Below are 12,575 nucleotides of genomic sequence, written 5' to 3'. Positions count from 1 at the left end.
GGAAGGAGCCGTCAAGATTTACTTGATCTTGGCTTCCTTGTACATGACATGCTTGCGCACCACCGGATCATACTTCTTGAATTCAAGCTTGTCCGGGGTATTACGCTTGTTCTTGTCGGTGGTGTAGAAATGGCCGGTACCGGCACTGGACACCAACTTGATCTTGTCACGCATGATGGCTCACTCCCTCAATGGTAGGCGGTCTCAGATTTTCTCGCCGCGCTTGCGCATGTCGCTCAGCACCGCGTCAATGCCCTTCTTGTCGATGATACGCATGCCCTTGGAGGAAACGCGCAGCCTGACGAAGCGGTTCTCGGACTCCACCCAGAAACGGTGGGAGTGCAGGTTCGGCAAGAAGCGACGGCGGGTCTTGCGCTGGGAGTGGGAAACATTGTTACCAGTCACCGGACGCTTGCCGGTAACCTGACATACTTTGGACATGAGAAGCCTCCAACCGCTTGGCGTGTTGTTCAAACCTGTCGGGTATTCCGGTTGCGAGTCCGGCGTAGAGCAGCCCGATAAGGTCAGCGGTTGTTACCGCCTTGCTGCCCCTTATTCAACCCAAGGGAAACTAAAGGGTGCACTTTATACCAGAGCGCACGAAAATCCACAAGTAGAACCATATCTCCATAGAACCTGTTTCATGATCTAGCGAGCTAGAGCCAGCCGCGCTCCGCAAAGGAAACGACTTCTCCGTCTCCCACCACGAAATGATCCAGTACGCGAATCTCGAACAGCTCCAGCGCGGACTTGAGCCGGTCGGTGATGCGCCGGTCCGCGCCGCTGGGCTCGGCCACGCCGGAAGGATGGTTATGAGCGAAGATGATCGCGCCGGCCCTCAGATCGAGCGCTCGGCGGGCGACTTCCCGAGGATACACGGAGGCGCTGTCCAGGGTGCCGCGAAACAGGGATTCGAAGCGGATGACCCGGTTCTGGGTATCGAGAAACAGCGCGGCGAACTCCTCGTGGCCGAGATGGCGCATCTGCGCCACCAGATAGGCTCGCACCAGGGCGGGAGACGTCAGCGCGCCGCCGCGCTCAAGCTGGCTTGCCAGGTGCCGTCGGGAAAGCTCAAGCACCGCCTGCAGCTGAGCATACTTGGCGGTTCCCAGACCATGCTCGGCGCAGAAACGCCGCTGGTCCGCTTCCAGCAGCTGACGCAAGCCGCCGAAGCTGGCCAGCAGATCCCGGGCCAGGTCCACCGCAGAGCGTCCCTTCACGCCAACCCGCAAAAAGATCGCCAGCAGTTCTGCATCGGAGAGCCCAAGTGGCCCCAGGGTAAGCAGTTTTTCCCGTGGCCGCTCCCCTTCCGGCCAGTCTCGAATCGCCATATTCAACTCCCATGACCACCGAATGTAACTAAATTGTTCTTTATGTTACTTATAGTATCTTTTTTCTTTTCCCTTGGCGCGGATTACCCAAAATTTTCATCGCGATGGTAAAGTAGGAAGCAAATTTTCCTGTGGAAAACCACCATGACATCACCGCTTGGCCGACGTGTGCTGCTTGGCATCAGCGCCGGTATCGCCGCCTACAAGAGCGCCCATCTGGCTCGCCTGTTGAAGAAAGCCGGCTGCGAGGTGAGAGTGATCATGACGGAAGGCGCTCAGGCCTTTATCACTCCCTTGACCCTGCAGGCGCTGACCGGTGAGGCAGTACGAACATCCTTGCTCGATCCTGGAGCGGAAGCCGGCATGGGGCATATCGAACTGGCCCGCTGGGCGGAAATCATCCTGATCGCCCCGGCCACCGCGGACCTGATGGCGCGGCTCGCCCAAGGCCAGGCGGACGACCTGCTCACCACGCTATGCCTGGCAAGCGATGCACGCTGCGTGATGGCGCCGGCCATGAATCAAGCCATGTGGCGCCACGTGGCGACCCGACGCAATGCCCGCCAATTGCAGGAAGACGGCTGGCAACTGCTGGGGCCGGACGCCGGTGATCAGGCCTGCGGGGATATCGGCCCGGGACGGATGCTCGAACCGGAAGCGATCATGGAGGAGTTGTTTAAGTCGCCCGAGGCCGCTCCCGCTGACTCTCTTGACGCTCGCGGCCTGAGTATTACCCTGACCGCCGGCCCCACCCGGGAGCTTCTGGATCCGGTGCGCTATCTGTCCAATCACAGCTCCGGCAAGATGGGCTACGCCTTGGCCCGAGCCGCTGCGGATCTCGGCGCCAGGGTTAAACTGATCAGCGGCCCGGTAGCGCTGGAAACCCCGCCGGGGGTCGAGCGTATCGACGTGGAAAGCGCCCGAGAGATGCATGAAGCCGCCCTGCGCCTGGCTCGGCAAAGCGATGTCTTTATCGGCTGCGCCGCGGTGGCGGATTACCGAGCGGAAACCGTCAGTGAGCACAAGATCAAGAAGACCGACGATCAGGAGGGCCTGACCCTCAAACTGGTCAAGAATCCGGATATCATCGCCGAGATCGGCGCCATGCAGGAAAAGCGCCCCTATCTGGTAGGCTTCGCCGCGGAAACCCAGAACCTCGAGAGCCACGCCCGGGACAAGCTCCAGCGCAAGAAACTGGACATGATCGTCGCCAACGACGTGTCCCAGCAGGGCTTAGGCTTCGGCTCCGACCACAACGCCGCGCTTCTATTATGGCGAGACGCCGACGGCGAGGCGGCACAGCGCCACTTTCCCGCCACCACCAAGGCAATGCTTGCCCGCTCCATTTTGGCAGCGATTCTTGAAGGGCTACCCCACTCTCAAGGAAGAACGTCATGACCGACCCCAAGCCGCGCCTGGCGGTGAGAATCCTCGACGAACGCCTGCGAGACTTCGGCCTGCCCACTTATTCGAGCCAGGGCAGCGCCGGCATGGACCTGCGGGCCCTGCTGGATGCGCCCCTGACCCTCGAACCGGGACAATGCGAGCTGGTGCGTACCGGCCTGGCCATTCATATCGGTGACCCGGCCTTGGCGGGCCTGATCCTGCCCCGCTCCGGCCTGGGCCACAAGCACGGCATTGTGCTGGGCAACCTGGTCGGGCTGATCGATTCCGACTACCAGGGCGAACTGATGATTTCCACCTGGAATCGCGGCCGGAGACCTTTCACCCTCGAACCCTTCGAGCGTCTCGCCCAATACGTGCTGGTGCCCGTAGTGCAAGCCGAACTCCAGGTAGTCGAGAGCTTCGAAGAAAGCCTGCGGGGCGCCGACGGCTTCGGCAGTTCCGGTCGCCACTGATGTTTCACCGCCCTATGGGCGATCTAGGGACAATCTCAACTGAATAAACGAGGGACGCCGGGGACAGGTCGAAAAGGAGGTCTTTTGCCATGGCCGGAAAAAGTTCCATACAATTCCGGCATTTCCGCCATCCATGGCGGTCAGACAGCAAAAGTAGCGCCCAAGGAAGGGTTTACAGCGCCTCCGGAGGGCCGGCCCCGCTCGAAGACCTGTCGACGGGTCAGTCCCGAGCGACAGACTAATCATGATAGCGCTGAGCTATCTTTTGGATGACTTATCAAGGAACCGCTCTATGACCCAGATACCCGCTTCCATCTTTCGCGCCTACGATATTCGCGGCATCGTCGATGACACTCTGACGGAGCTCAATGTCGAGAAGATCGGCCAAGCCATCGGCAGCGAAGCCGCCGCCCGTGACGAAGATACGGTCATCGTTGCCCGGGACGGTCGTCTTTCCGGTCCGCGGCTGGTGGATGCGCTGATTCGTGGCCTGATCACGTCGGGCCGCAAGGTGGTCGATATCGGCATGGTGCCCACCCCGGTACTTTATTACGCCACCCACGTGCTGGAAGACTCCACCTCTGGCGTAGTGGTCACCGGCAGCCACAACCCGCCGGACTATAACGGTTTCAAGATCGTGCTCGGCGGCGAGACCCTGTCCGGCGAAGCCATCACCGCCCTTTACCAGCGAATTGTCGATAACGACCTGATCGTCGGTCAGGGCAGCCATATCAAGGGAGACATTCGCGAGCGTTATCTGGAGCGCGTTCTGTCCGACATATCCATCGATCGACCGCTCAAGGCGGTGGTGGACTGTGGCAATGGCGTGGCGGGAGAAATGGGTCCACAGCTGATCGAGCGCCTGGGCGTAGAAATGATTCCGCTTTACGACGAGATCGATGGCACCTTCCCCAACCATCACCCGGACCCGGGCAAGCCGGAGAATCTCAAGGATCTGATTCGCACCGTCAAGGAAACCGGCGCGGATATCGGCCTGGCCTTCGACGGCGACGGCGACCGGCTCGGGGTAATTACCCCCAAGGGCGAGCTGATCTACCCTGATCGACTGATGATGGCCTTCGCCGAGGACATGCTGTCCCGTAACCCCGGCGCCAAAGTGATCTTCGACGTCAAGTGCACCGGCAATCTGGCCCAGGTGATCGAAAACGCCGGCGGCACCCCGGAAATGTGGCGTACCGGCCATTCCCTGATCAAGGCGCGCATGAAGGAAACCGGCGCCCTGCTCGCCGGGGAAATGAGCGGACACATCTTCTTCAAGGAGCGCTGGTACGGCTTCGATGACGGTCTTTACGGCGCGGCGCGGCTGCTGGAGATCCTTTCCCGTCAGCCGGACGATGCGGATACCTTCTTCGATCGCTTCCCTCAGGATCTGAGCACTCCGGAAATCAACGTCGAGGTCACTGACGATACCAAGTTTGATCTGGTGGCGCGGCTGGCCAAGGAAGGCGATTTCGGTGACGAAGGCGTCAAGACCACCCTGGACGGTATCCGCGTGGATTATCCGGACGGCTGGGGACTGTGCCGCGCCTCCAATACCACGCCGATGCTGGTACTGCGCTTCGAGGGCAAGAGCGAAGACGCCCTGGCACGCGTCCGCGAGCGTTTCGCCCAAGCGCTCAAGCAGGTGGCGCCGGAGCTCGAAATCCCCCTTTGATTCATCGGTAGACCAGGAAGCCGTCCTATGAGCGAACAACAGCGCGACCCGCGCCAGATCGTCGAAGTACTTTCCGAGGCGCTGCCCTACATTCAGCGCTTCTCCGGCAAGACCGTCGTCGTCAAGTACGGTGGCAACGCCATGACCGAGGACACCCTGATCGATTCCTTCGCCCACGACATGGTGCTGCTCAAGGAAGTGGGCATCAATCCGGTGGTGGTACACGGGGGCGGCCCCCAGATCGGCGATCTGCTGGCGCGACTCAATATCGAATCGCGTTTCGTCAACGGCATGCGGGTCACCGACGCCCAGACCATGGACGTGGTGGAGATGGTGCTGGGCGGTCTGGTCAACAAGGGCATCGTCAACCTGATCAATCAGTGCGGCGGCAAGGCCATCGGCCTGACCGGCAAGGACGGCGCGCAGATTCGCGCCCGCCAGCTCAAGATCGAGCACAGGACGCCGGAGATGACCGCCTCCGAGATCATCGATATCGGCCATGTGGGGGAAGTGGAGCATATCTCCACGGATCTGATCGAGATGCTGGCGGCTCGGGATTTCATTCCGGTGATCGCCCCCATCGGCGTGGACGCCGCCGGGCACAGCTACAATATCAACGCGGACCTGGTGGCGGGCAAGCTGGCGGAAGCGCTGAACGCAGAAAAGCTGATGCTGCTGACCAACGTGGCGGGGTTGATGAACGCCCGAGGCGAAGTGGTGACCGGTCTTTCCACCCGGCAGGTGGACGAACTGATTGCCGACGGCACCATCTTTGGGGGCATGCTGCCGAAGATTCGCTGCGCGCTGGAAGCGGTCAAGGGCGGCGTCAAGAGCGCCCATATAATCGACGGCCGGGTGCCCCACGCCACCCTGCTGGAAATCTTCACCAATGCCGGGGTGGGGACGCAGATTCTGGAACCCAAGGATCTCTAGCATAGAAAGCAAGAACCCCGGTCGATGCCGGGGTTCTTTTTGCCTCTGTAAGATGCCCTCATGTCAAGCCACCAGCGCATCACCGATCTGCTGCTTGATCTTCTTCATGGCGTTCTTCTCGAGCTGACGAATCCGTTCCGCGGAAACCCCGTAGATATCCGCCAGTTCATGCAGGGTCGCCTTGGGTTCCGCCAGCCAGCGGCGACGCAGGATATCCTGGGAACGCTCGTCCAGTTTCGCCATGGCGGACTGGAGGCGCTGAGTGGAATCCTCTTCCCAGTCGCTGTCTTCCAGCTGGGTCGCTGGATCGAAGCTGGCGTCGTCCAGATAATGCACCGGCGCCTGATAGCCCTGCTCTTCCTCCTCTCCCGGCGAGGCGTCGAAACCCGCGTCGTAGGCGGATAGCCGGCCTTCCATCTCCCGCACCACTTCCGGCTTGACGTCGAGATCCTTGGCGATGGCCTCGACTTCGTCGCTGTTCAGCCATGCCAGGCGCTTCTTGGCGCCACGCAGATTGAAGAACAGCTTTCGCTGGGCCTTGGTGGTGGCGATCTTGACGATACGCCAGTTGCGCAGCACGAATTCGTGGATTTCCGCCTTGATCCAGTGCACCGCAAAAGACACCAGGCGCACGCCCTGATTGGGATCGAAGCGCTTGACCGCCTTCATCAGACCCACGTTGCCTTCCTGAATCAGGTCCGCCTGAGGCAAGCCGTAACCGGAATAGCCTCGGGCGATATGCACCACGAAGCGCAGATGCGACATGACCAGCCGACGAGCGGCCTCGAGATCGTTGTCGTCGTATAGGCGAAACCCCAGTTCGCGTTCTTCCTCGACACTCAATACGGGCACCGTATTGACCGCCTGGATATAGGCGTTCAGGTCGTGGCCCGGCGATAACAGGCCCACAGGCTGAAGACTATTGCTCATAGGTTCCATGTCTCCCTTTAGCCCTTGAAAATAACCATTTCGGTAACCATCATCATAGTATAGCTCTATTTTTCTTAGGCTACTAACGTTCTACTTGTACGACCTTGACGCGGGCGAAAAGTTCCCTTTTACCGAAGGACCACCAACGCTAGCGGGGCCGCGAATCCGCCAAGTGTCTCCCCACTGCCAGCCAGGCACCCAGTAAACCCAACATCGTACTGCAAATCAGCAGAATTGCCGAGCCCTGGAACCCCAATCGGGGCAATTGATAATTTGCGCCGTAGCTCTCGGCCAGAGCGGAAATCGGCACCGCCAGCCACTGGCCGCCGAGATTCAATAGCAGCCAGGCGAGCAGCCCGCCGCCCAGGCCATACCAGGCGCCGCTATACAGGAAGGGCCGCCGTACGAAACCGTGAGTGGCGCCGATCAGGGTCACCACCTGAATTTCCTGGCGGCGGCTTTCCACCGCCAGCCGTATGGTATTGCCGACGATCAGCAGCACCCCTAGCCCGAATAGCACTCCCAGCGCCAGTACCAGCCGCTTGCCCAGGGCGGCCAGCCGCTGCAGCCGTTCCAGCCAGGCCAGATCGAAACGCACCTCGTCTACCCCCTCGATCTCCCCCAGGCGCTGGGCCAGAGCGTGGGCGGTCTGCGGCCCGGAATCGCTCGGCGTCACGACGACGCTGGCGGGCAGCGGATTGATCTCGAGTCGGCTCAAGGCGTCCTCGAGCCCCAAAGAATCCTCGAATTCCCGCATGCCCTGGTCTGCGCCGATCAGCCGCGCCACACCGACCCGGGGCTGTTCGGCGATGATTCCGGCGATCTTTACCACCTGGGTCTCGGTCAGTTCCTTGTCCAGGTAGACGGTCAGGGTGGCGCTGGCATCGAGTTGGGTATTCACCAGCCGGGCGCTATCCAGCACCAGCCATAGGCCGGTAGGTAATATCAAGGCGATGGCGATGGCCAGCATGGTCAAGAGACTGCTGAACGGGTAGCGCAGCAGTCGCCCGGCGCTTTGGCCACTCATCCGTCGATGATGGCGCCCCCAGGCGCGCAGCCGACTCTGGTAGCCGGTGGACTGACTGCGCGCCCCCCGCCTTGGGGGTCGAGTCGCCGGCTCCTGGCTCATGCCGCCTCCTGATCCGCCACCAGGCGACCGTCCCGCAGTCGCAGCACCCGATGACGCAAGCGAGCGATCAGCGCCAGGTCGTGGCTGGCCACCACCACTGTGGTGCCGATACGATTGAAATCTTCGAACAGGGTCATGATATCCACACTCAGTTGCGGGTCCAGGTTGCCGGTGGGCTCATCCGCCAGCAGCAGCGCCGGCTTGTTAACCACCGCTCGGGCGATGCCCACCCGCTGCTGCTCTCCACCAGAAAGCTCGATGGGCAGCGCTTTCTCTCGATGCAGGAGACCCACCTTGTCCAGCGCCGCGCGCACTCGCCGCGCGATATCTCGCGGTTCGACCCCCTGGATTTCCAGGGGTAGCGCCACGTTGGCGTATATCGAACGGTCGAACAGCAGTTGATGATCCTGAAACACCACGCCGATCTGGCGCCGATAGAAAGGCACCTGTGACGCATGCAGCCCGGCAAGATCGTGGCCCGCTACCAGCACCCGTCCTCGAGAAGGCCGCTCCAGCAGCATGATCAGGCGCAGCAGCGAACTCTTTCCGGCGCCGGAGTGGCCGGTCAGGAAGACCATCTCGCCGCGGGTCATATGGAAGTCGATATTGGACAAGGCTTCGAAGCGTCCGCCGTAACGCTTGCCTACGTGCTCGAAGGTGATCATGAATCAGCGGGCACTCTCGGCAGCAGCGCCTCGGCCGCCCGCACCCTCCTGGCTGAACAAGGCATCCACGAACTCACGGGCGACGAAGGAGCGCAGGTCGTCCAGGCCTTCTCCCACGCCGATAAAGCGAATCGGCGTACCCAACTGCTTGGCCAAGGCAAAGATGATGCCGCCCTTGGCGGTGCCGTCGAGCTTGGTCAGGGTAATGCCGGTGATCGGTATGGCTTCGTTGAAGGTGCTGGCTTGAGCCAGAGCGTTCTGGCCGGTGCCCGCATCCAGCACCAGCATCACTTCGTGGGGTGCTTGCTCATCGAGCTTGGCCATCACCCGCTGCACCTTCTTGAGTTCTTCCATCAGGTGGCCTTTATTGTGCAGCCGCCCGGCGGTATCGGCGATCAGCACGTCGACCTTGCGCGCCTTGGCGGCGGCCACCGCATCGTAGATCACCGAGGCGCTGTCCGCGCCGGTATGCTGGGCGATCACCGGCACTCGGTTACGCTCCCCCCATACCTTGAGCTGCTCCACCGCCGCGGCGCGAAAGGTGTCCCCGGCGGCCAGCATCACGCTGCGCCCTTCCGCCTGGAAACGCTTGGTCAGCTTGCCGATGGTGGTGGTCTTGCCCACCCCATTGACCCCCACCATCAGGATGACGAAGGGTCCCTGGCCCTTGGGTGGCAAAGCCAGCGGCATGGCGACGCCATCGAGAAGCGCCGTCAGTTCATCCTGCAGGGCGCGGTACAGCGCCTGAGGATCCCTGACTTCCTTGCGGGAGACCCGCTCCGCCAGGCGATCGATGATTCCCGAAGTGGCCTCGATACCGACGTCCGCCATCAGCAGCTGAGTCTCGAGGTCTTCCATCAGTTCCTCGTCGATCTGCTTCTTGCCCAGAAACAGATCCGCGACACCATCCGACAGATTGGCGCGGGTCTTGCCAAGACCCTCGCGCATACGGGCGAACCAACCTTTCTTTTCCGCCTTCGCCGGCGTTTTTGCTGGCTCACTACTCTCGGCGGTATCCTCCGCCAACTCGGCAGTCCCGGTGGCGTCCTCCGCCAACTCCGTACGAAGCGTCTCTACCGGCGTCTCGTCCAAGGCGCTTTCCGCCTGGCCGGGTTCGATATCGCCTTTCAAGGCCTCCCGCGCCGCTTCCTGTTCCAACGAGTCCGGCTTGAACTCCACCGCCGGTTGATCTGTCGGGTCCACCTGGCCGACGGCAGCCTCGGCGTCCTCCTGAAATGTCTCTTCTTGAGAAGTCCGGTCTAGCTCATCGTCTTGCTTTAGCTCGTCATGGGCCTCTTCTACCGACTCCTGCTGATCCTTTTTCTTGCGCTTGAAAATTCCGAACATGGGTGCCTTGACCTCGAGGTCTGAACAATAGGGTAATTCTAACATTGCCGGTCATGACTGTAGACAAGCCTGGGCGTACAATCTTTGCCCATGAAATCTCATCGCTCTCGACACGCCGGCTCGCGCCGCGCTTCCGGCAAACCCCGTCAGCCCGGACGGCTGCGCATCATCGGCGGCGCCTATCGCCGCCGTCTGTTGCCGGTGCTCGATCACCCCGGGCTGCGCCCTACCCCGGACCGGGTTCGCGAGACCCTCTACAACTGGCTGACCGACGCCCTGTATGGAGCGCGAGTGCTGGATCTCTACGCAGGCACCGGCGCCCTGGGACTGGAGGCGCTATCCCGAGGCGCGCGGGAGGCCTGGTTCGTCGAGCGCGAGCCCCGAGTAGCCCTAGCGCTTCGCGACAATCTGGCCACCTTGGGGGCAAAGGGTCAGGTCATTACCGCGGACGCTGCGCGTTTTCTGGGAAATCGAGAATCGCCGGACAAGCTCCCACTCTTCGATCTGGTGCTTCTGGACCCGCCGTTTCACCAAGGCCTGGCGGCGGACGCCTGCCGCACCCTGGAAGATCGAAGCTGGCTGGCTCAAGACGCCTGGATTTATGTGGAAACAGAACGGGAGCTCGATCTCTGCGTGCCGGCGACCTGGCGACTGCATCGCGAGGTAAGTGCTGGAGACAGTCGGGGCCTTCTTTTTCATCGACAGGTCGCAGCGTCATCATGATCAGCCGCGGCGCTTGCCGAACCGCCTCCCGCGTCGTAGGCTGCGCCTGTTTGATATCTCTCATCGCACTCTATCAATAAACTCATCGCACCCATTCAATCATCAGGAGACACCAATGAGCCACGAACTTTTTAGCCAGCTTGAACAAAAGATCACCAGCGCCGTGGACGCCCTCGAAATGCTCAAGATGGAAGCCGAGGAACTGCGCGAGGAAAACGCGCGATTGAAGCAGGAGCGCGAAGAATGGGAACGCCGTCTGAACGGCCTGCTGAGCAAGTTCGAGGAACTGGAGACCAGCGGCTCTGCGATGGATGCTGCTCCGAGCGATTCTCCCGCATCAAGCGAGACCTACTAGGTCGAATCAGACATCGACAAAACCAGAGGACGTGACATTAAAATAGCGTCCTCTCGGTCATTTCCCATGCCCATATAATAGCCGGGCCGCCGCCCGTCCTCCTTGAAGCCGAGCGCTCGATACAGGTCGATCGCTCCAGCATTGCCGGCACGCACTTCCAGCAGCAGGCGCTCGCTTTGCCAATCGCGAGCCCGGCTGACCAGGCCTTCGATAAGCGCCCTGGCTATACCTTGACGTCGCCACTGGGGCGCCACGGTAATGGCCTGCAACTCCGCGTCGAAGGGCAGCCGAGCCAGCACCGCGTAGCCGATCAGCTTCCCGCCACTGCCAATCGCTCCCGAGATGTAAAGCAGCGGATCGTCGAGCGCTTGGCGGAGTTGAGCCGCGCTCCAGGGGTACGGCTGGCCTTGCTGCTCGAGATCGATCAGCGCCTGCCTCCAGCTGGTATCGAGCGGCAACAGTAGGAGCCGAGGTTCAGGCATCGCTTGAGTTGCCGTTCGCGGAAATTCGCCACTGACGACGCCACTCGCCGAGCATTGGCCAGAGCGCCCGCTTGGCATCGGCGCTTTGCATCAGGGTCTCCAGAGAGGAAACTTGCCAGGCCGGCAGTGCCAGCAGCGAAGAGCCGAATTCCTGCTTCCCATCATCAAGCGTCAGCACTCGCGCCAGAGACGGGCTTTCGCCGAATATCAGCAGGCGCTCGATATTCCAGCCGTCTCGCTTGCGACCCGCGAGAAACGCCTCCAACCCTTCCCGCGCTTCCACCAAAGGCTCTTCCACCGGCAGCTCGTCCATCAGCGGCCAGCGAAAGGTTTGCAGCGCCGGCAGGATGGCGGGGATGCTGGCGGCGAACAGCAGCTGCTGCAAAAACCGCATTGATAGACTCGACGGCGGATCGTCCTGGGCCATGACCACCAGCCAACGTCCTTCCAGCGCCCCTAGCTGCAGGGTGAAGCGTAGCGGCTCGAATTTGGCGACGCGCTTTTCCGCCTCGACCGGAGCCTCCTCAGAGCCTTCCCAGCGCTTTTCTTGAGCCGGCGATATCCGGCGTCGAAATTCCTGAAGCGATACCGGCCTGTCTTGATCAGGCTTCGGCTTGGAGGGCGTGGTCCTGGAAGGCGCCGGCTCGTCCAGCAGCGCATGCAGCCGCTGCGCCGGCGCCTGAGGCACAGGCGCTACCTGAGTCTGCCATTCACTGGTCGGTGTCGGCGCCGCATTAGGCAATCGATAGCGCGCCGTCCAGGCGCTCAAGCCCATGGCGTCGAGATAATGCAGCCGACGCGGGTCTTCCAAGGCGGGCAGCGTCAAGAAGCACCACCCCCCAGGCAGTTGGGGGAGTCCGGCCGGGCTCCGTCACGGGACTGCCATTCCTGCGGGGTGTAGGGATGCAGTGCCAAGGCGTGCACCGGCCCTGCCAGCTCCTCCGCCAGCAGCGCATAGATCTGCTGGTGGCGCTTGATCTTCCTGACCCCCTCGAACGCCTCGCATACCAGGGTGACCTTGAAATGGGTTTCCGAGTTGGGGGGCACGCTATGCCGATGGCTCTCGTTTTCCACCTGCAGATAGGTCGGCTCAAGTATCTGCAGCTTGTCTTCGATACGGGTCTGAACGCTCATGAAGAAGTCCTG

Annotated in this window: 16 protein-coding genes; 6 read left to right on the top strand and 10 right to left on the bottom strand. The window is 61.6% G+C overall.

Annotated elements, in window-relative coordinates; translation table 11 throughout:
- Positions 1-18: 18 nt before the first annotated feature.
- From rpmG to radC, 3 genes are all read right to left on the bottom strand, one after another.
- Positions 19-174, bottom strand: a complete 156-nt coding sequence (rpmG, locus tag FGL86_RS06495) for a 50S ribosomal protein L33 (RefSeq protein WP_016417370.1) — start codon at positions 172-174, stop codon at positions 19-21.
- Between the two features lie 30 nt (positions 175-204).
- Entirely contained in the window at positions 205-441 is a 237-nt protein-coding gene (gene rpmB / locus FGL86_RS06490) for a 50S ribosomal protein L28 (RefSeq protein ID WP_147183817.1), read from the bottom strand.
- A gap of 215 nt (positions 442-656) precedes the next feature.
- Entirely contained in the window at positions 657-1,331 is a 675-nt protein-coding gene (gene radC / locus FGL86_RS06485) for a RadC family protein (RefSeq protein ID WP_147183816.1), read from the bottom strand.
- 144 nt (positions 1,332-1,475) lie between these two features.
- On the opposite strand from radC, the gene coaBC reads away from it, so the two are divergent.
- From coaBC to argB, 4 genes are all read left to right on the top strand, one after another.
- Positions 1,476-2,729, top strand: a complete 1,254-nt coding sequence (coaBC, locus tag FGL86_RS06480; protein WP_147183815.1) for a bifunctional phosphopantothenoylcysteine decarboxylase/phosphopantothenate--cysteine ligase CoaBC — start codon at positions 1,476-1,478, stop codon at positions 2,727-2,729.
- Complete coding sequence (dut, locus tag FGL86_RS06475; protein WP_147183814.1) at positions 2,726-3,190, top strand: dUTP diphosphatase; 465 nt, start codon at positions 2,726-2,728, stop codon at positions 3,188-3,190. Before coaBC ends, dut begins: the two co-directional genes overlap by 4 nt.
- A 292-nt stretch (positions 3,191-3,482) precedes the next feature.
- The gene (locus FGL86_RS06470; RefSeq protein WP_147183813.1) at positions 3,483-4,865 is read left to right on the top strand and encodes a phosphomannomutase/phosphoglucomutase; all 1,383 of its coding nucleotides are present in this window, start codon (positions 3,483-3,485) and stop codon (positions 4,863-4,865) included.
- Positions 4,866-4,892: 27 nt separating this feature from the next.
- Positions 4,893-5,798 carry an acetylglutamate kinase gene (gene argB, locus FGL86_RS06465; RefSeq protein ID WP_147183812.1) on the top strand — a complete coding sequence of 302 codons (906 nt, stop codon included), beginning with the start codon at positions 4,893-4,895 and terminating at the stop codon, positions 5,796-5,798.
- Positions 5,799-5,861: 63 nt separating this feature from the next.
- Here argB and rpoH read toward each other — a convergent pair whose 3' ends face one another.
- The 4 genes from rpoH to ftsY form a co-directional block, all read right to left on the bottom strand.
- A complete protein-coding gene (gene rpoH, locus FGL86_RS06460) occupies positions 5,862-6,728 on the bottom strand; it encodes an RNA polymerase sigma factor RpoH (protein ID WP_147183811.1) in 867 nt (288 codons plus the stop codon).
- 148 nt (positions 6,729-6,876) lie between these two features.
- Positions 6,877-7,857, bottom strand: coding sequence for a permease-like cell division protein FtsX (ftsX, locus tag FGL86_RS06455; RefSeq protein ID WP_147183810.1), 981 nt, complete (start codon positions 7,855-7,857; stop codon positions 6,877-6,879).
- A complete protein-coding gene (gene ftsE, locus FGL86_RS06450) occupies positions 7,854-8,522 on the bottom strand; it encodes a cell division ATP-binding protein FtsE (RefSeq protein WP_147183809.1) in 669 nt (222 codons plus the stop codon). The genes ftsX and ftsE overlap by 4 nt, the downstream gene beginning before the upstream one ends.
- Before the next feature lie 3 nt (positions 8,523-8,525).
- A complete protein-coding gene (gene ftsY, locus FGL86_RS06445) occupies positions 8,526-9,869 on the bottom strand; it encodes a signal recognition particle-docking protein FtsY (protein WP_147183808.1) in 1,344 nt (447 codons plus the stop codon).
- Between the two features lie 90 nt (positions 9,870-9,959).
- On the opposite strand from ftsY, the gene rsmD reads away from it, so the two are divergent.
- Together rsmD and FGL86_RS06435 are read left to right on the top strand one after the other, a co-directional pair.
- Positions 9,960-10,592, top strand: a complete 633-nt coding sequence (gene rsmD / locus FGL86_RS06440; RefSeq protein WP_147183807.1) for a 16S rRNA (guanine(966)-N(2))-methyltransferase RsmD — start codon at positions 9,960-9,962, stop codon at positions 10,590-10,592.
- A 115-nt stretch (positions 10,593-10,707) separates the two neighbouring features.
- Entirely contained in the window at positions 10,708-10,947 is a 240-nt protein-coding gene (locus FGL86_RS06435; RefSeq protein WP_147183806.1) for a cell division protein ZapB, read from the top strand.
- Here FGL86_RS06435 and rimI read toward each other — a convergent pair.
- From rimI to FGL86_RS06420, 3 genes are read right to left on the bottom strand one after another with little or no spacing between them, the layout of a single operon-like run.
- The gene (rimI, locus tag FGL86_RS06430; RefSeq protein WP_147183805.1) at positions 10,944-11,429 is read right to left on the bottom strand and encodes a ribosomal protein S18-alanine N-acetyltransferase; all 486 of its coding nucleotides are present in this window, start codon (positions 11,427-11,429) and stop codon (positions 10,944-10,946) included. The genes FGL86_RS06435 and rimI overlap by 4 nt on opposite strands.
- Entirely contained in the window at positions 11,422-12,255 is an 834-nt protein-coding gene (locus FGL86_RS06425) for a hypothetical protein (protein WP_147183804.1), read from the bottom strand. Before FGL86_RS06425 ends, rimI begins: the two co-directional genes overlap by 8 nt.
- The gene (locus FGL86_RS06420; RefSeq protein ID WP_147183803.1) at positions 12,252-12,563 is read right to left on the bottom strand and encodes a BolA family protein; all 312 of its coding nucleotides are present in this window, start codon (positions 12,561-12,563) and stop codon (positions 12,252-12,254) included. Before FGL86_RS06420 ends, FGL86_RS06425 begins: the two co-directional genes overlap by 4 nt.
- Positions 12,564-12,575 lie beyond the last annotated feature (12 nt).

It is taken from the genome of Pistricoccus aurantiacus, from assembly GCF_007954585.1.
GTDB classification, from domain to species: Bacteria; Pseudomonadota; Gammaproteobacteria; order Pseudomonadales; family Halomonadaceae; genus Pistricoccus; species Pistricoccus aurantiacus.
Note: the sequence above shows the minus strand (reverse complement) of the source record. Positions and strands in the feature narration are given on the sequence as shown.